Below are 16628 nucleotides of genomic sequence, written 5' to 3' on the forward strand. Positions count from 1 at the left end.
GGTGACGCCGTCGCTCGGACGCGCTATGGACGCCGGTTGAGAACAGGCGCTGGCAGCCCCAAATCCTGTTTGGGCGGATGAGGCCGTAGCGGCGCGCTTAGGCGGAAGAATTCATGTTCGATATCGGGTGGAGTGAACTGGTCGTCATCGCGGTCGTCGCGCTGATCGCCATCGGCCCGAAGGAGCTGCCCGGCGTGCTGCGGATGGTCGGGCAATGGATGGGCAAGGCGCGCCGGATGGCCGCTGAATTCCAGGGCCAGTTCCAGGAAGCCATGCGCGAGGCCGAAATGGCCGACCTCAAGAAGAGCTTCGACGAGGTCAGGGAAGCCGCGACCGGGCTCACCAGCGGCAACGTCATGACCTCGTTGCAGAAGGACGTCAGCGACGCCCTGCAGATCGACAAGCCCGTGGATGCGCAGGTGGCGTCCGCGACCGACGCGCCGGTGACATCGACGAGCGATACACCGGTGACACCGACGACTCCCGTCGCACCGACGCCGGAGACCTTCGTCGAGGCCGAGACGCACGCCGCGACCGGTGAGCCGCTTGCGGTCACCAACGAAGTCCAGCCACAACCGGTGCCGCAGGACGTGGCGCCGGCGAAACCCGATCTGCTCAAGGACGCCAAAGCGTCATGACTGCCGAAGACATCGAGGCCAGCAAGGCCCCTTTGATGGATCACCTGATCGAGCTGCGCTCGCGCCTGATCAAGGCGCTGCTCGGCTTCGGCTTGGCATTCATCTTCTGCTTCTTCTTCGCCAAGCAGATCTACAATGTTCTGGTGTGGCCGTTCGTGTGGGTGGCGGGGCCGGAGAACTCGAAGTTCATCTACACGGCGCTGCTGGAATATTTCATCACACAGCTCAAGCTCGCGCTGTTCGGCGCCGGCTTCATCTCGTTCCCGATCGTCGCGACCCAGATCTACAAGTTCGTCGCGCCGGGCCTCTACAAGCACGAGCGCAACGCCTTCCTGCCGTACTTGATCGCAACGCCGGTCTTCTTCGTCGCCGGCGCTATGCTGGTCTATTTCGTCGTGCTGCCGATGCTGATCCGCTTCTCCCTCGGCATGCAGCAGGCGGGCGGCGCGGAAACCGCGCAGATCGCACTGTTGCCAAAGGTCGGCGAATATCTCTCGCTGATGATGTCGCTGATCTTCGCCTTCGGTATCGCCTTCCAGCTTCCTGTCATCCTGACGCTGCTGGGGCGGGTCGGCATCGTCACCTCGAGGATGCTGAAGGAGAAGCGGCGTTACTTCATCGTCATCGCCTTCATTATCGCGGCCGTGCTTACGCCGCCGGACGTGCTGAGCCAGGCGTCGCTGGCGATCCCGCTGCTTGCGCTCTATGAGGGCGCGATCATCGCGGTGCGGATCGTGGAAAAGAAGGCCGCGGGGGCGACGGCCTCCTCGTCGTCGGGGGCGCCGCCGGCGGCCAATCCGGCCGAGTAGGGGCGGTTTAGCTCCGCACATTCAGTGTCCTACTCGCGAAGGCGGGTATCCGGTACGCCGCGGCCTCTCGAACGATCCCGGAGCTCCCTGGAATACTGGATCGCCCGCCTTCGCGGGCGATGACGGGTGTGCTAGTGGGGAGCGCTCCATGGAATGTTGATGTTCGGCATTCCGTGAAAATGAGACGTTAGGACCCCGATCACCATGCACGACATCAAAGCGATCCGCGACAACCCGACAGCCTTCGATGCCGGCCTGAAGCGCCGCGGACTTCAGGCCTTGTCGTCGTCGCTGCTCGCGATCGACGAGAAGCGCCGTGCCGCGATCCTGGCGTCCGAGCAGGCACAGGCGCGGCGCAATGCGGCCTCGAAGGAGATCGGCGAGGCCAAGAAGGCCAAGGACGAGGCGCGCGCAGCCAAGCTGACGGCCGAGGTTACCGAGCTCAAGACGACGATGCCGCAGCTCGAGGTCGCGGCGAAGACGGCCGACGAGGAGCTCGCGAAAGAGTTGTCTTCGATTCCCAATCTGCCGCTCGATGAGGTGCCCGATGGCGCCGACGAGCATGGCAACGTGCAGCGCCATCTGTTCGGCAAGAAACGCGACTATGGCTTTGCGCCGAAGCCGCATGACAATCTCGGCGGCGCGCTCGGCTACATGGATTTCGAGGCGGCGGCAAGGCTGTCCGGCGCGCGCTTCGTCGTGCTCAAGAAGGGTCTCGCTCGACTCGAGCGCGCGATCGGGCAGTTCATGCTCGATCTGCATACAGGCGAGCACGGCTATACCGAGATCAACCCGCCGCTCCTGGTGCGAGACGCCGTGATGTTCGGCACCGGCCAATTGCCGAAATTCGAGGACGATCAGTTCTGGGCGATCAAGGGTGAGTTGCTCGCCGCGTCCGGCGCCGATCTGCGCAGCGAGCGCCTCGGCCTGATTCCGACTGCTGAAGTTTCGCTGACCAATCTCGCACGCGAATCCATCCTCGATGAAAGCGAGCTGCCGATGCGGCTCACGGCATTGACGCCGTGCTTCCGCGCGGAGGCGGGCGCGGCGGGCCGCGACACCCGCGGCATGATCCGCCAGCACCAATTCACCAAGGTCGAGCTGGTCTCGATCACCACGCCCGAAGCCAGCAAGGACGAGCTCGAGCGGATGCTTTCCTGCGCCGAGGAAGTGCTGCGTCGCCTCGACCTGCATTATCGCGTGATGACGCTGTGCGCCGGCGACATGGGCTTCTCGGCGCAGAAGACCTACGACATCGAGGTGTGGATGCCGGGGCAGGGCGACGGCGGCGCCTATCGCGAGATCTCGAGCTGCTCGGTGTGCGGCGATTTCCAGGCGCGCCGCATGGATGCGCGCTATCGCGGCCCCGACGGCAAGCCGCGTTTCGTGCATACGCTGAACGGCTCGGGCACGGCGGTCGGTCGCGCGCTGATCGCGGTGATGGAGACCTATCAGCAGCAGGACGGCTCGATCGCGGTGCCCGATGTGCTGCAGCCCTATATGGGCGGGCTCAGGGTTATCGAGCACGGCGCGTAAGCACGGAGCCAGTGCGATGCCACCCCACGGTGACGCCCACTGGCTTGGTCGCCAATGGGCGGTGACAGTCCGCGGATTCCAGCGTCAGGTTCGTCCGTCCCCGGCGTGCCCGATCGGCCGGTTGGCACGGGATTCTGCCGGGTTTGCCTCCGCGGCCCTAGCCGGTTAAGACGACGTGTCAGTTCAAGAAAAACCGCGTCGAATCAGAACAAAAGGCACTTTGACGGATGCGAATTCTCTGCACCAATGATGACGGCATCCACGCTCCCGGCCTGAAGGCCGTCGAGCAGATCGCGCGGGCCTTGTCGGATGATGTCTGGATCGTCGCGCCCGAACTCGACCAGTCCGGCGTCTCGCACTCGCTGTCGCTCAATGATCCGCTCCGCCTGCGCGAAGTCGGCCCCCGTCATTTCGCGGTGCGCGGCACGCCGACCGACTGTGTCATCATGGGGGCGCGCTACATCCTTGGCGAGAAGCTGCCTGATCTGGTGCTCAGCGGCGTCAACAAGGGCCGCAACGTCGCCGAGGACGTGGTCTATTCCGGAACCATCGCCGGGGCGCTGGAAGGCACCATTCTTGGATTGCCGTCGTTTGCGCTGTCGCAGGAATTCAGCGTCGAGACGCGCGACAAGCCGCTATGGGAGACGGCGCTGAAGTTCGGACCGGACATCGTGCGCAAGGTGCTCGCAGCGGGAATCCCGAAGAACACCGTCGTCAACGTCAACTTCCCGTCGTGCATGCCCGACGAGGTCAAGGGCATCCGCATCACACGGCAGGGCAAGCGCAATCTTGGATTCCTCAAGATCGATCGTCGGCACGATGGGCGCGGCAATCCGTACTTCTGGATCGGCTTCGAGCGCGCCGCGATGATGGACGCGCCCGCGGAGGGCACCGATCTCGCTGCGCTTGCGGCACGCTATGTCTCGGTGACGCCGCTGCGGCTCGACCGCACGGACGAAGCGTTTTCGGAAGCGCTGACAGCGACTTTGAAGTAAGCATCAGCAGCGCACCGTGCGCTGTGCTGTGGCCTAGACTGGCGCACCCCTCATCGCGCTGGAGATCACCTGGGCCAGCGTTTCGAGCTGGAACGGCTTCTGCAGCGCCGGCCGGTCGCGATACTCGGGAGGCAGGCCCGAAGACCCGTAACCAGTCGCGAAAATAAACGGACGATTGCGTGCGTTGATCAGTTCGGCGACGGGGGTGATCACCTTGCCGTTGACGTTGACGTCGAGGATGGCGAGATCGAATTCGGTGGATTGCGCGAGCTTGACCGCTTCACCGATTTCGCCGGCTTCGGCCGCGACGCTATGGCCGAGTTCCTCCAGCATGTCGGCGACCATCATCCGGATCATGACCTCGTCTTCCACGAGGAAAACTGAACAGCCCGCCGGCCGTGTCGCTGTCATGATGGAATCCTTGCCCGTCCCAGAGCTAAGCTCGCAAATAAGATCAAAAGGCGCAACGCAAAGGTTTGGGAATTGCTGCCTTTCCGGCGTGCAGCAGCGAATTATCGTGTCCACCCAAGCCTGACTTGTTCGGCGCAGCAGGCTCGGACGTTGGTGGCCTGCTCATCTTCGGCGGTGCCCGCGCAACCGCTTTGGGTACGGGCTTTGATCGCGCGCCGTCGCCGCTCATATGGGGAATGGTGACGGCGCTCGCAAATGAGAAAGCAGCTGCAGTTCCGGATCGGGAACAGACGGAAATTTTTCCTTAACGCGGTATTTCTGATTCCGATGGCATGAAGATATCTAAAATACCCGGATTGCTGCCCAAAGATGCTGACGAGTATGGCCGTGAACCCAGATCCGCCCGAGAAAATGAAGTTCCAGTTGACCCTGCGCCGGCGTGGGATCAGCGACCTGTCCGTGCTGCGGGCCATGGAAGAGGTGCCGCGCGAGGACTTCGTCGAGCCGGGTGACCGCGACGACGCCTATCGTGACAGCGCACTTGGGATCGCCTGCGGTCAGACCATCAGCCAGCCTTTCGTGGTCGCCTACATGACCGAGCAGCTCCAGCTCAGGAAGGACCATCGCGTGCTCGAAATCGGCACCGGGTCCGGCTACCAGGCGGCCATCCTGTCCCGGCTATGTCGGCAGGTGCTGACCATCGAGCGCTACCGCACGCTGGCCGATGCTGCCCGCAAGCGGCTCGAAACGCTCGGCTATTACAACGTCGAGGTGCTGCTTGGCGACGGCTTCGATGTGCCGGCCGGCGCCGGCGACTTCGACCGCATTATCGTAACCGCGGCGATGGAGCAGATCCCGGACAAGCTCATGGAACGGCTGGAGCCCGGTGGCCTCCTGATTGCCCCGGTCGGACCGCATCACGGCACCCAGACCCTGGTTCGCGTGACGCGGACGGAGACCGGATTCGATCGCAAGGACCTGGTCGATGTCCGTTTCGTGCCGGCGCTGTCGGGGATTGCGCGCGAGCTGTAGAATTGCGGATTGCCGCTTGCGGCCAACATCTTATTCCCAGGGTTAAGCCGTTATTTACTCGGCACGTGTTTACTCAAAACAGTCGTTAGTTGCGTACGAGTGAGTAACCATGTCGAGTGTTGTTGAGTTGCTTCGCTCGCGTCGCGCGCCGCAGGTTGCGGTGCTGGCGCTGATGTCCGTCGCCTTTGCCGGCTGCAGCGCCGATATGTCGTCGCGCTTCTCGCAAAGCTCCTACTCGCAAAATCCCTTCGCCTTTGATCCGCAGCCGACCGGCGCCGTGCAGGCGCCTCCACGCGAGCTGCCGCAATATGCGCGGCCGCAGTCGCAGTCTCCGCAGTATCAGTCGCAGCCGTTGCCGCCGCCGGTGTCGGCGCCGCAATCATATCCGGTGTCCAGCGGCGTCGCCGGAGGAGGGCGCGGCCTGGCGTCCTACGCGCCGCCGCCGGCGCGCCCGCACATCGAGGCCACCGGAAGCGTTCCGCATTCGGTCGCGGCTGCTCACAACGGCACCACCATCATCGTCGGCACCAGCGATACGCTGGAGGTGCTGGCGAAGCGCTATCACGTCTCGACGGCCGAGATCCTGCGCGCCAACGGCTACAAGGGACCGCGCGCGCTGTCGCCCGGCCAGCAACTGATTATTCCGCGCCCGACTGCGACGGCGGCTGCGCCCGCCGCGGCCGCCAAGCCGGTTGCGGTGGCGGCTGCTCCGGCCGGGGTCTACTACGTCAATCGCGGTGACACGCTGCACAGCATTGCGCGCCAGCACCACATCTCCGCGGTGGAGCTGGCGCGGGCCAACAATCTCGACCAGTCGGCCAGGCTGAGCCTGGGCATGAAGCTGATGGTGCCGGGCGCCAAGACCGCCGCCGCGCCCGCTGCGCCGGTCGTTGCGGCCGTGGCCCCCGCGCCGGCTCCGGTCCCGGCAGTATCCGCCCCGAAGGTGGTTGCGACCGCGCAGCCGCAGCAAAGCGCGCGGTTGGTCCAGCCGACCGAGAACGTCGAACAGCCGGCCGGTGCGGCGGCAACGCCGGCGGTGAAATCGAGCGAAGCAACCGGCGCCCTGCCAACCTTCCGCTGGCCGGTGCGCGGCAAGGTGATCACCGCCTATGGCGCCAAGACCAACGGCAAGGTCAACGACGGCATCAACGTCGCGGTGCCCGAGGGCACCCCGGTGAAGGCCGCCGAGGACGGCGTCGTCGCTTATTCGGGCAACGAGCTGAAGGGCTATGGCAACCTCGTGCTGGTTCGTCACGCCAACGGCTACGTCACGGCCTATGCCCACGCGAGCGAACTGTTGGTGAAGCGCGGCGACACCATCAAGCGCGGCCAGGTGATTGCCAAGTCAGGGCAGTCGGGTGAGGTGGGCTCACCGCAGTTACACTTCGAGATCCGCAAGGGCTCCTCGCCGGTCGATCCGCTGCAATTCCTCAACGGCGCATAGCCCGAGGTCGTCTCACGTTGTGAACACGCAGGACGGGGAGGCGTGAAGCCTCCCCGTCCTGTTTTGATTTAGAAGTCGAAGGTCATGCCGGTTGTGACTGCTTTGGCGTTGTTGCCAGCCACCACGTTGTTGTTGGCGTCGCGTCCGCATACGCCGTAGCCGTGACCACTCACACCAAGGCAGTAGTGCGCGCCGGGACCATTGCGCAGATAGCTGCCGACAAGATACCAGGTCGCGAATGGGCTGAAGTGGTACTTGACGCCCGCCGCATACTGATCGGCACTGCTGTCCACCGTGTTAAGTGCAAAGTCGGCCGATCCCGCCGGCGGTGCGACGGTGTAGGTATTGAACACGCCGGTCCCGGGCGAGCCCGGTGATGCGTTGGCGTGAGCCCAGGACGCGCTGACATCCCAGGCGCCGATGGATTGCGTGGCGCTGACGAAGTAGCCGTCGCGTGAGCGTTCGTTGAAATCGGCAACGGTGTGCTCGCGCCGCAGCATCTCATAAATGCCATAGAGCTGCAGCTTGCCGATGCCATCGTTGAAGCCGTATCCGGCGCCGAGCTTCGCGGCCCATTCGTTGGCGATGCCGACCGCTCCCGGCGGCACGATCAGCACGCCGCCATTGCTGAGCGGCGTGACGGCCTCGTCGCCGGTGCGGTTGGTGCCCTCATGCATCTCGTAAGCGGCGATCGCCGTGAACGGCCCCTGATTATAGGTCAGCGAGGCGCTGTAGAGGTTGCCGTACGAGCCGTCGGTGCAACCCTCCGGCGCTGAGGTGAGCGGGAAGCCACTGCCACTGCCACGCGCCGACGTGCCGGGGCAGTTAAAGTCTCCGAGCGCGAAGTCGCTGTTGTCCCTTGCGGTGTTCTGTCCGGGCGACACCATCACGGTTGCCTGGAAGCCATTCCAGATCGGCGACTCGTACCAGATGGCGTGCGCTGCACGCCAATCGAACTCGGCGCGCAGATCGCCGCCGGTATTGCCCATGATCGAGTTGTAGTCGCCGAGCGTCGCCGAGAACGGGTCGAACTTTGAAGTCGATCTCTTGTAGGGCGTATCGGACTTGCCGGCCTTGACGGTGCCCCATGGGGTTTCCATTCCGATGAAGCTGTCGCGCGTACCGAACGCCGCGCGCTCGGTCGGGACCGCGGCGACTTCGACGAGAGATTCGAACTGTGCGATCGCAGCCCATCCCGGGAAGCCGTACGGTTCGAGATTGTGTCGCGCGCGAACGCCGAAATAAGTGAGGTTGCTCGCCACGCCGAACTTGGTGCCTTGATCGAACACGCCGGCGTTGAAGACATCGCCGGAGAGATCAACGTGTCCGTATAGGGTTACGGTCGTGTTGTCGACGAAGGCGTTGCCGCCGGGCGCCTTGCTGTAGATCGGAGCGCCGCCGATGCTGACGATTGCATGTTCGGGCGCAGGGGCTGGGGAGGGGGCGACGGCCGCATGCTGCACCGGGTTGCCCTTTGGTGCCGGCGCAGTTGCCACGGCCGGCGCTGGACGGCTCGCGATGTGATTCACGCGGTCCCGTAGCTGCGCGTTCTCCCTGGCGAGCTTCGCGTTGTTGCGTTCGAGTGCATCGAGACGTGCCATCACATCGTCGAGCGTTGCCGCCCGCACCGGCTGCTGCGTGAGCGCAAGGCAAATGGCCGTGCACGCGGTTCCTGCGAGAAGTCCCTTTTTCGTCATCTGATGATCCCCCGTTTGACGAACCGGCTCGGCGGGTGCCGAAGGTCGCAAACGGGGCAGAACGGTAATGTATGCCAAATGCCAAATACACGGATGTGAGATGGATCACGGAGATAAAGGCGGCCTGTGATAAAAATGGTACTATAATACTATTGCACTGCATCAAATTGTCGCAGGGTCGATCTGGGAATAAAGTTCGTCTTCACGCGAAGTAACTGAAATCACGGCATATGTTGCCATGCGACGATGTGTCAGTAAGGCTGACAAATTATAGATGCGTTGCGAGATACGGCCGCGCAATTGGTATTCTGAATGCCACGCAAGGGGCCTAGTTTGGCAAGTTCGGACGCCGCGAGCGGCCTTGGCTACCGCCATGGATCGTCGGCGCGGGCGAGGCGCTCGACCATGTCGCGCAGGAAATCCGGCGGTCCATGGGCCTGCCATTCGCCGTCCGATTGCAGCAACAGAGGTCGACGTGCTTCGCGGCTGAAGCCTTCGAGCCACGCGCGCGCTTTCGCTTTCGGGCGCGCGCCGATGGCGACCGCGACATCGACCGGGATGGTCCGCCACGTGAAGCTGGCCGGAAGAAAGATGAGATGCGATCTGTCAGGCCGCATCCACTCGGGCAGCGGACTTGTCGGAGCGAGCCAACCGCAAACGAAATTCCGGCAAGGATCGACCGGGCGCGCGTCGTAGATCGCGCATTTGCCCGCACCGCTGAACGGGCAGGGATGCCCCGGATAGACGTCGTGCTCACGGATCCGGATTTTCAGCCAGCCGTCGCAGCAGGCGGTGCAATCGCCACATCGTCTCGCGGTTGCGTTTGGGTCGGCTGGCATGAGTCCAGTGTACTCGAGCCAAGCCGAATCAGAAGGCCGTTCGCAAGATCGCGTCCCGGCTACGCGCCGCTCAGCCGCACGCCGAGCCGTCCGGCCAGTTCCTGGGTGAATTGCCAGGCGACGCGGCCGGAGCGCGAGCCGCGCGTGGTCGACCATTCGAGCGCCTCGCGCTCGAGTTCGTCGTCGGCGATCTTGATGCCGAAATGGTCGCAATAGCCCTTCACCATCGCCAGATACTCGTCCTGACTGCAGCGATGGAAGCCGAGCCAGAGGCCGAAGCGATCCGACAGCGACACCTTTTCCTCGACCGCTTCGCCGGGATTGATCGCGGTCGAGCGTTCGTTCTCGATCATCTCACGCGCGAGCAGATGCCGCCGGTTCGACGTGGCATAGAGGATCACGTTGTCGGGGCGCCCTTCGATGCCACCTTCCAGCACCGCCTTCAGCGACTTGTAGGATGCGTCGTTGCCGTCGAAGGAGAGGTCGTCGCAGAACACGATGAAGCGGAACGGGGAGCTGCGCAGAAGCTCCATCAGGCCGGGCAGGCTCTCGATGTCCTCACGGTGGATTTCGATCAGCTTCAGGCGGTCGGCCGCCTTGCGGTCGCGGTTGAGGGTGGCATGCGCAGCCTTCACCAGGGACGACTTGCCCATGCCCCGCGCGCCCCACAGCAGCGCGTTGTTGGCGGGAAGTCCGTCGGCGAAGCGCTCGGTGTTCTCCATCAGGATATCGCGCATCCGGTCGACGCCCTTGAGCAGGCCGATCTCGACGCGGCTGACACGCGGCACCGGGGCCAGGCGCCCGTCGGGGTGCCAGACAAAGGCGTCCGCTGCGCCGAGCGACTCGGCCGTATCAACGGTCGGGGAGGCTGCCGCAAGGCGGCTGGCAATGATCTCCAGAGCGTTCGCGATCCGCTCGGCGGTCGCGCCATCGAGCGCGTTTGCCGGGCGTTTTGTCGCGGCTTTTGCCGGTGTTTTGGCGGCAGCTTTGGGCGGTGTTTTGCTGGCTGTCTTGCTGACTATTTTCTTGGCTTTTTTCGGCATTTTTCCAGTTCCTGACGGCGCAGCCTTATCGGGCTGGCGCTCCTCCCGCAAGCCGCCTAAATGAAGGGCCGTTAACGTTGCAATTGGGACCGCTGCCGCTATAGTCCGCGCGAATTTGCCCGGACCGCCATACCGCCCGAAGGACCAGAGGGCGTGGCCGGTTCTTTCCCGTCTTACCGAGGATTGTTCGAATGCTGATTACTCCTGCCTTTGCCCAGGCTGCCGGAGCCAGTGGCGATACCAACAGCATGTTGATGTCGCTGCTGCCATTCGCACTGATCTTCGTCATCATGTACTTCCTGATTCTTCGTCCGCAGCAGAAGAAGGTCCGGGACCACGCCGATCTGGTGAAGAACATCCGCCGCGGTGATACGGTGGTGACCTCGGGCGGCCTGGTCGGCAAGGTCACCAAGGTGGTCGACGACGACCAGATCGAATTCGAGATCTCGGATGGTGTCCGCGTGCGGCAGATGCGCCAGATGATCTCCGGCGTGCGCTCCAAGGGTGAGCCGGCGAAGGGCGACACCAAGGACGAGGCGTCCGCGAGCTGATTGCCGCGCCGCTGTTTGGACTCTGACGGAACAAGTCGATGTTGTATTTCACCCGGTGGAAGGCGCTGGCGATCATCCTGACAGCGCTGGTGGTCTGCCTGTGCGCGGTGCCGAACTTCTTCCCGGAAGCACAGGTCAAGAGCTGGCCTGCATGGGCGCAGCGTCGCCTCGTGCTCGGCCTCGACTTGCAGGGCGGCTCATACCTATTGCTCGAGGTCGATTCCAACTACGTCAAGAAAGAGAAGCTCGACCAGGTCCGCGACGACGTGCGGCGGGTGCTGCGCGAAGCCAAGATCGGCTACACCGGCCTGAATTCGCGCAATGATGCCGTCGAGGTCCGCATCTCCCGGGACAACGAGCAGGCGACCGCGCTGTCGAAACTTCGCGAGCTGTCGCAGCCGCTCGGCGGCCTGCTCGGCTCGAGCGGTCAGCGCAGCCTCGAGGTCTCGGACGCCGGCGGCGGCCTGATCCGCCTCACGGTGCCACAGGCAGCCATTACCGAGCGCATCCGCCAGACCATCGAGCAGTCGATCCAGATCGTCGAACGCCGCGTCAACGAGCTCGGCACTGTCGAGCCGGTGATTCAGCGCCAGGGCACCGATCGCATCCTGGTGCAGGTGCCGGGCCTGCAGGACCCGACGCGACTGAAAGAATTGCTCGGCAAGACGGCGAAGATGGAATTCCGCATGGTCGATACGTCGGTCTCGCCGGACCAGGCCCAGGCGGGCCGGGTGCCGCCCGAGTCCGAGTTGCTGATGAGCGCGTCGCCGCCTCCCGTGCCCTATGTCGTAAAGAAGCAGGTCCTGGTCTCCGGCGCCGAACTGTCCGATGCGCAGCCTGGCTTCGACCAGCGCACCGGCGAGCCGATCGTCAGCTTCCGGTTCAATTCATCAGGTGCGCGCAAATTCGCCCAGGCGACGAGCGAGAACGTCGGTCAGCCCTTCGCCATTGTGCTCGACAACAAGGTGATCTCCGCTCCGGTCATCCGCGAGCCGATCACCGGCGGCTCTGGGCAGATTTCCGGCAATTTCACCGTGCAGTCGGCTAATGATCTGGCGATCCTGATGCGCGCGGGCGCGCTGCCGGCGCCGCTCGCCGTGATCGAGGAGCGCACCGTCGGTCCCGGCCTCGGTCAGGATTCGATCGAGAAGGGCGAGCTTGCGGCCTATGTCGGCTCGATCCTGGTCATTGTGTTCATGCTGCTGACGTATCGACTGTTCGGCGTGTTCGCCAACATCGCCGTTGCGGTCAACGTCGCCATGATCTTCGGTCTGCTGTCGCTGCTCAACGCCACGCTGACACTGCCCGGCATCGCCGGCATCGTGTTGACCGTCGGCATCGCGGTCGACTCCAACGTGCTGATCTACGAGCGCATCCGCGAGGAGCTACGGGGCGGGCGCAATGCGATCTCGGCGATCGACGCCGGCTTCAAGCGGGCGCTCGCGACCATCCTCGACTCCAACATCACCACATTCATCGCGGCCGCGGTGCTGTTCTATATCGGTACCGGACCGGTGCGCGGCTTTGCCGTGACGCTCGGCATCGGCATCATTACCACGGTGTTCACCGCCTTCACCCTGACGCGCCTGATCGTCGCCTGGTGGGTGCGATGGAAGCGGCCGCAAACCGTGCCGATTTGAGAGGCCTGTTGTGACACACTACGTTCTCATTGGCCTTGGCGTCCTGATCGCCGTGCTCACCGTCGTCTCGGCGCTCGGCCTGCTGCCGTCGCTGCGCATCGTGCCCGACGATACGCATTTCGACTTCACGCGCTTCCGCCGCATCAGCTTCCCGATCTCGGCGCTGCTTTCGATCGTCGCGATCACGCTGTTCTTCACCCATGGGCTGAATTTCGGCATCGACTTCAAGGGCGGTACGCTCTTGGAAGTGCAGGCCAAGTCCGGCACTGCCGACATCGCCGCGATGCGCACGACCTTAAGCAGCCTCGGCCTCGGCGAGGTCCAGTTGCAGCAGTTCGGCGGTCCGGCGGAAGTTCTGATCCGCGTCGCCGAGCAGCCCGGCGGCGATGCCGCACAGCAGGAAGCCGTCCAGAAGGTCAGGACCGCGCTCGGCGATTCCGTCGACTATCGCCGCGTCGAAGTGGTCGGGCCTCGCGTTTCCGGCGAGCTGCTCGCCTACGGCATGCTCGGCCTGATGTTCGCCATTCTGGGCATCCTGATCTATCTCTGGTTCCGCTTCGAATGGCAGTTCGCGCTCGGCGCGATGATCGCCAACGTCCACGACATCGTGCTGACGATCGGCTTCATGTCGATCTCGCAGGTCGACTTCGACCTCACCAGTATTGCGGCGCTGCTGACCATTCTCGGCTATTCGCTCAACGACACCGTCGTCATCTACGACCGTATTCGTGAAATGCTGCGGCGCTACAAGAAGATGCCGATGCCGCAGCTTCTCAACGAATCGATCAACTCGACGCTGTCGCGCTCCATTGTCACCCACGTCACGGTGACCCTGGCGCTGCTCGCGCTGCTGCTGTTCGGCGGCCAGGCGATCCACAGCTTCACCGCGGTGATGATGTTCGGCGTGGTGTTGGTCGGCACCTACACCTCGATCTTCATCGCAGCGCCGATCCTGATCTATCTCGGTGTTCACACCACGCGGGGCGAAGCGCAGGATGCGCCGGCCAAAAAGCCGGACGCGGCAGCCAGGAAGTAACCTGCCATGGCCAATCCCTCGGACGCTCCGCATCTTCCGAGGCCGGCGCCGATCGAAGCCTACGGCAAGGGCGGCTTCGCATTCGCCGACATGTCGCACCGCGGCTCGCTGCTGTGCCTGCCGGATGGAATCTGGGCCTGGCCGGTGACCAGTCCGCAGCAGATCGACCAATATTCGCTGGCCCAGGTGTTCGCGGCGGCGAATGCGATCGACACGTTGATCGTCGGCAGTGGCAATGAAGTCTGGGTGCCGCCGAAGGGCTTACGCGAGGCCTTGCGTGCAGTGCGAGTGGTGCTCGACCCGATGCAGACGGGGCCTGCGATCCGCACCTACAACATCATGCTGGGCGAGCGGCGGCGTGTGGCGGCAGCGCTGATCGCGGTGCCATGAGCGTGACGGAGGCGCCGATCGACGGCGCGGCCTTCTGCGCCGATCTGGTACGAAGCCATGATTTCGTCCGCTACGCCTCGACCCTGTTCGTGCCCGCGGCCGAGCGCCGGTCGCTGCTCGCACTCTATGCCTTCAACGCCGAGGTTTCCCGCGTTCATGAACACGTGAGCCAGCCGCTGCCCGGCGAGATACGGCTGCAATGGTGGACCGATATGCTCGGCGGAACAGAGCATGGCGGCGTCGAAGGCAATCCGGTCGCAGCGGAACTTTTGCAAGCGATCCGCAAGCATCGCTTGCCAGTCTCGGCCTTGTCGCGCCTGGTCGAGGCGCACCAGTTCGATCTCTACAACGACCCGATGCCGTCGATGGCCGCGCTCGAGGGTTGCCTTGCGGATACGGCATCAGCGTTGTTCTCGCTCGCCGCGCGCGTGATGGCGCGACCTTCTGACGAGATCGACCACCTGGCCCGTCATGCAGGTCTGGCGCAGGGAATGGCGCAAGTGATCGCGGCGTTGCCGCGGGATGCCGCGCGGCATCAGCTCTTCCTGCCGCTGCAACTCCTTCAGGAGCATGGTGGGAGCATGGAAGCGGTCTTTGCACGCAAGCAGACGCCGGAAATCGGTGCGGCGGTCGGTCAGCTCGCGCGCGAGGCGCAGATCCACCTCGACACCGCGTTGACACTGCTTGCGGACGTTCCGCCCGCAGCGAGGCGGGTCTTTCTGCCGCTCGCGTACGTTCGCCGCGATCTTGTCCGGGCCACGCAAACGGCCAACGATCCCTTCGTTCCGAAGCCGGCGTCGCGACTGCGCGTGTTGTGGACATTGTGGCGCGCCGCGCGCACGAAGCATTTCGGCGGTTAGAGCGAGGTGAGTTTTGGGTTGAATCGACTCGCAGCGGCTTCTGTACACCGCTCCCCATCGGGGAGAGGTCGGATTGCGCTCGGCGATGCGGAGCATCGTCCGGTGCAATCCGGGTGAGGGGCCTTGCGCTCTCGATAGACCTTTACCCCTCACCCGATTTGCTGCGCAAATCGACCTCTCCCAAGGGAGAGGTGAACCCCATCGCGGCTCCAGCTCAACCTCATCTTCCACGCTTTAGCTTTGCGGCTTCCGGATGTGCTTGGTGAAAATCCGGATCGTCCCACCCTTGACCATCGAGCCACTGTCGTAGAGGTCGGATGCGATCCGTTCGATGGAGTCGCGCAGCGTCAGGAACTGGGCCTGACGTGCGATGCTCGGCGTTCCCTTGGTGTCGGCCAGCTCGTCCATCGCAGCGTCGCTGATCTGGCATTCGACGGTCTGGCCACCGTCCAGCATCGTGAATCCGAACGCCATCCGTTCGGAATCATATCCTCCGATACGGCCACGAGTGAGTGGCATTAATCCTGTCCCTTGCGCGCAGCGCCCCGTCGCAAGAGTGGGACTTCGGGACGCGTTTGTCGAGGGCTGGTGCGCGATGCTCTAGCCGGACGGCCGGTCCATCTCGGCGACTTCAAAATTGAAGCGGTCGCGCAGGTTCTTGCGCTGCTCGAGGATGTCCTTGAGGAATTCGCGATCGGCGTCGCTGTTCATCATCGGCTCGATCAGGTCGACCTGATTCATCGCGACGAGCTGCAGGATTTCGGTGCGCGGCTTGCCGGCGGCATCGCGCGGCAGCGCGTGCACGATCTGGATGTGCTCGGGCGGCTTGATGCCCTTGGCAGCCGCAAGCTCGCCGCGCAGCGTCTTCTCCAACGCCGACCGGTCCGCCTCGACGAAGGCATATAACCCGACGCCGACGCGGCGATCGGCAAAGGCGACGATCGCGGTGTCGCGCACTTCGGGATTCCGGCGGATCAGGTCCACCAGTACGGGGGCGTCGTTGACCAGCCGCCGGCCGCCGCCTTCGCGGTCGGTGAAGTTGAAGAGGCCGCGCGTGATCGCCTGATAGACCTTCTTGCCGGTCTTGAGCCAGATGCTGGCGACCGCCGACTTCTTGGCGAGCACCTTGCGCTCCATCGGCGTCAACGCCGCCGGCGCGTAGCTGCGCTTATGCTTCAGGAGATGGCGCAGATCCTCGTAGGCCGCAATCCGGAACAGCCTGCTTCGGGTCTTGAAACAGGCCGCAAGCTGAAAGTCGGTGAGATAGGCGCGGCCGTCGCGGCCGACCAGCCAGTTCTGCTCCTTGGCGAGATCGTTGTGGCAGATGCCGGCGCGATGCAGCTTGCGCAGGGCCATCTTGGCGGAACGAAAATAGGCAGCGTCGCCGTGCGGCTTCGCCAGATGCAGCGCGACGCCATCGATGAAGCCCCGCACCAATGCGCGTCTGCCGGCCCACAGCAGCCTTGGACCGACGTCGAGATCGCGCGCCAGCGTCAGCGCGCGACGCTCGCGCGCAAACAGGTGCAGCGCGAGCCCGAATGACCAGAACGGCACCTGGTCGAGCCGACGCAGCACGCCGTCGAGCTCGCTACCATCAACACGGAAGCGGCCGCGCTCGACCGTGGAGAACACGTCGCGCTTGAGCAGGACACCCTGGCTCCATCGCGCCGACAGGGTGGCAACGTCGTCTTTCGGCAAGCTCATGTG

At 64.1% G+C, this 16628-nt stretch carries 17 protein-coding genes; 11 read left to right on the forward strand and 6 right to left on the reverse strand.

The genetic code is table 11. The features are described from left to right. Positions 1 to 113 precede the first annotated feature (113 nt). From tatB to surE, 4 genes are all read left to right on the forward strand, one after another. Positions 114 to 638, forward strand: a complete 525-nt coding sequence (gene tatB / locus P6U30_RS18410) for a Sec-independent protein translocase protein TatB (RefSeq protein ID WP_407170282.1) — start codon at positions 114 to 116, stop codon at positions 636 to 638. Further along, positions 635 to 1447 carry a twin-arginine translocase subunit TatC gene (tatC, locus tag P6U30_RS18415; protein WP_407170283.1) on the forward strand — a complete coding sequence of 271 codons (813 nt, stop codon included), beginning with the start codon at positions 635 to 637 and terminating at the stop codon, positions 1445 to 1447. Before tatB ends, tatC begins: the two co-directional genes overlap by 4 nt. A gap of 204 nt (positions 1448 to 1651) precedes the next feature. Next, entirely contained in the window at positions 1652 to 2983 is a 1332-nt protein-coding gene (gene serS, locus P6U30_RS18420) for a serine--tRNA ligase (RefSeq protein ID WP_407170284.1), read from the forward strand. 227 nt (positions 2984 to 3210) lie between these two features. After that, the gene (surE, locus tag P6U30_RS18425) at positions 3211 to 3978 is read left to right on the forward strand and encodes a 5'/3'-nucleotidase SurE (protein ID WP_407152392.1); all 768 of its coding nucleotides are present in this window, start codon (positions 3211 to 3213) and stop codon (positions 3976 to 3978) included. A 33-nt stretch (positions 3979 to 4011) separates the two neighbouring features. Here surE and P6U30_RS18430 read toward each other — a convergent pair whose 3' ends face one another. After that, on the reverse strand, positions 4012 to 4389 hold the full coding sequence (locus P6U30_RS18430; protein ID WP_082747522.1) for a response regulator: 378 nt from the start codon (positions 4387 to 4389) through the stop codon (positions 4012 to 4014). 381 nt (positions 4390 to 4770) lie between these two features. On the opposite strand from P6U30_RS18430, the gene P6U30_RS18435 reads away from it, so the two are divergent. Both P6U30_RS18435 and P6U30_RS18440 read left to right on the forward strand, forming a co-directional pair. After that, a complete protein-coding gene (locus P6U30_RS18435; protein ID WP_407170285.1) occupies positions 4771 to 5421 on the forward strand; it encodes a protein-L-isoaspartate(D-aspartate) O-methyltransferase in 651 nt (216 codons plus the stop codon). Between the two features lie 109 nt (positions 5422 to 5530). Beyond that, positions 5531 to 6865 carry a peptidoglycan DD-metalloendopeptidase family protein gene (locus P6U30_RS18440; RefSeq protein ID WP_407170286.1) on the forward strand — a complete coding sequence of 445 codons (1335 nt, stop codon included), beginning with the start codon at positions 5531 to 5533 and terminating at the stop codon, positions 6863 to 6865. A 68-nt stretch (positions 6866 to 6933) separates the two neighbouring features. On the opposite strand, the gene P6U30_RS18445 is transcribed toward P6U30_RS18440, so the two are convergent. From P6U30_RS18445 to P6U30_RS18455, 3 genes are all read right to left on the reverse strand, one after another. Next, the gene (locus P6U30_RS18445; RefSeq protein ID WP_407170287.1) at positions 6934 to 8562 is read right to left on the reverse strand and encodes a porin; all 1629 of its coding nucleotides are present in this window, start codon (positions 8560 to 8562) and stop codon (positions 6934 to 6936) included. Between the two features lie 365 nt (positions 8563 to 8927). Then, complete coding sequence (locus P6U30_RS18450) at positions 8928 to 9401, reverse strand: hypothetical protein (protein ID WP_407170288.1); 474 nt, start codon at positions 9399 to 9401, stop codon at positions 8928 to 8930. Positions 9402 to 9460: 59 nt separating this feature from the next. Next, positions 9461 to 10444, reverse strand: a complete 984-nt coding sequence (locus tag P6U30_RS18455; RefSeq protein WP_407170289.1) for an ATP-binding protein — start codon at positions 10442 to 10444, stop codon at positions 9461 to 9463. A gap of 191 nt (positions 10445 to 10635) precedes the next feature. Here P6U30_RS18455 and yajC point away from each other — a divergent pair, with 191 nt between their 5' ends. From yajC to P6U30_RS18480, 5 genes are read left to right on the forward strand one after another with little or no spacing between them, the layout of a single operon-like run. After that, positions 10636 to 10995, forward strand: coding sequence for a preprotein translocase subunit YajC (yajC, locus tag P6U30_RS18460; RefSeq protein WP_407170290.1), 360 nt, complete (start codon positions 10636 to 10638; stop codon positions 10993 to 10995). A gap of 38 nt (positions 10996 to 11033) precedes the next feature. After that, positions 11034 to 12635, forward strand: coding sequence for a protein translocase subunit SecD (gene secD, locus P6U30_RS18465; RefSeq protein ID WP_407170291.1), 1602 nt, complete (start codon positions 11034 to 11036; stop codon positions 12633 to 12635). A 10-nt stretch (positions 12636 to 12645) separates the two neighbouring features. After that, a complete protein-coding gene (gene secF, locus P6U30_RS18470; RefSeq protein WP_407170292.1) occupies positions 12646 to 13671 on the forward strand; it encodes a protein translocase subunit SecF in 1026 nt (341 codons plus the stop codon). A 6-nt stretch (positions 13672 to 13677) separates the two neighbouring features. Continuing rightward, positions 13678 to 14061 (forward strand): Mth938-like domain-containing protein, encoded by a 384-nt coding sequence (locus P6U30_RS18475; protein ID WP_407152401.1) that lies wholly within the window; start codon positions 13678 to 13680, stop codon positions 14059 to 14061. After that, positions 14058 to 14921: a phytoene/squalene synthase family protein gene (locus tag P6U30_RS18480; protein WP_407170293.1), complete on the forward strand. Its 864-nt coding sequence runs from the start codon at positions 14058 to 14060 to the stop codon at positions 14919 to 14921. The genes P6U30_RS18475 and P6U30_RS18480 overlap by 4 nt, the downstream gene beginning before the upstream one ends. Positions 14922 to 15155: 234 nt before the next feature. Here the strand turns inward: P6U30_RS18480 and P6U30_RS18485 are convergent, their stop codons facing one another. Both P6U30_RS18485 and P6U30_RS18490 read right to left on the reverse strand, forming a co-directional pair. Then, positions 15156 to 15440, reverse strand: a complete 285-nt coding sequence (locus P6U30_RS18485) for a DUF1488 family protein (protein ID WP_407170294.1) — start codon at positions 15438 to 15440, stop codon at positions 15156 to 15158. Positions 15441 to 15521: 81 nt separating this feature from the next. Further along, a complete protein-coding gene (locus P6U30_RS18490) occupies positions 15522 to 16625 on the reverse strand; it encodes a serine/threonine protein kinase (RefSeq protein ID WP_407170295.1) in 1104 nt (367 codons plus the stop codon). Between the last annotated feature and the right edge of the window lie 3 nt (positions 16626 to 16628).

Source organism: Bradyrhizobium sp. ORS 111, from assembly GCF_045571485.1.
Lineage (GTDB): Bacteria > Pseudomonadota > Alphaproteobacteria > Rhizobiales > Xanthobacteraceae > Bradyrhizobium.

Excerpts from the sequence above, each read along its gene's own strand:
- tatB (WP_407170282.1), top strand. The coding sequence starts at position 114 with ATGTTCGATATCGGGTGGAGTGAACTGGTCGTCATCGCGGTCGTCGCG.
- tatC (WP_407170283.1), top strand. The coding sequence starts at position 635 with ATGACTGCCGAAGACATCGAGGCCAGCAAGGCCCCTTTGATGGATCAC.
- serS (WP_407170284.1), top strand. The coding sequence starts at position 1,652 with ATGCACGACATCAAAGCGATCCGCGACAACCCGACAGCCTTCGATGCC.
- surE (WP_407152392.1), top strand. The coding sequence starts at position 3,211 with ATGCGAATTCTCTGCACCAATGATGACGGCATCCACGCTCCCGGCCTG.
- P6U30_RS18430 (WP_082747522.1), bottom strand. The coding sequence starts at position 4,389 with ATGACAGCGACACGGCCGGCGGGCTGTTCAGTTTTCCTCGTGGAAGAC.
- P6U30_RS18435 (WP_407170285.1), top strand. The coding sequence starts at position 4,771 with ATGGCCGTGAACCCAGATCCGCCCGAGAAAATGAAGTTCCAGTTGACC.
- P6U30_RS18440 (WP_407170286.1), top strand. The coding sequence starts at position 5,531 with ATGTCGAGTGTTGTTGAGTTGCTTCGCTCGCGTCGCGCGCCGCAGGTT.
- P6U30_RS18445 (WP_407170287.1), bottom strand. The coding sequence starts at position 8,562 with ATGACGAAAAAGGGACTTCTCGCAGGAACCGCGTGCACGGCCATTTGC.
- P6U30_RS18450 (WP_407170288.1), bottom strand. The coding sequence starts at position 9,401 with ATGCCAGCCGACCCAAACGCAACCGCGAGACGATGTGGCGATTGCACC.
- P6U30_RS18455 (WP_407170289.1), bottom strand. The coding sequence starts at position 10,444 with ATGCCGAAAAAAGCCAAGAAAATAGTCAGCAAGACAGCCAGCAAAACA.
- yajC (WP_407170290.1), top strand. The coding sequence starts at position 10,636 with ATGCTGATTACTCCTGCCTTTGCCCAGGCTGCCGGAGCCAGTGGCGAT.
- secD (WP_407170291.1), top strand. The coding sequence starts at position 11,034 with ATGTTGTATTTCACCCGGTGGAAGGCGCTGGCGATCATCCTGACAGCG.
- P6U30_RS18475 (WP_407152401.1), top strand. The coding sequence starts at position 13,678 with ATGGCCAATCCCTCGGACGCTCCGCATCTTCCGAGGCCGGCGCCGATC.
- P6U30_RS18480 (WP_407170293.1), top strand. The coding sequence starts at position 14,058 with ATGAGCGTGACGGAGGCGCCGATCGACGGCGCGGCCTTCTGCGCCGAT.
- P6U30_RS18485 (WP_407170294.1), bottom strand. The coding sequence starts at position 15,440 with ATGCCACTCACTCGTGGCCGTATCGGAGGATATGATTCCGAACGGATG.
- P6U30_RS18490 (WP_407170295.1), bottom strand. The coding sequence starts at position 16,625 with ATGAGCTTGCCGAAAGACGACGTTGCCACCCTGTCGGCGCGATGGAGC.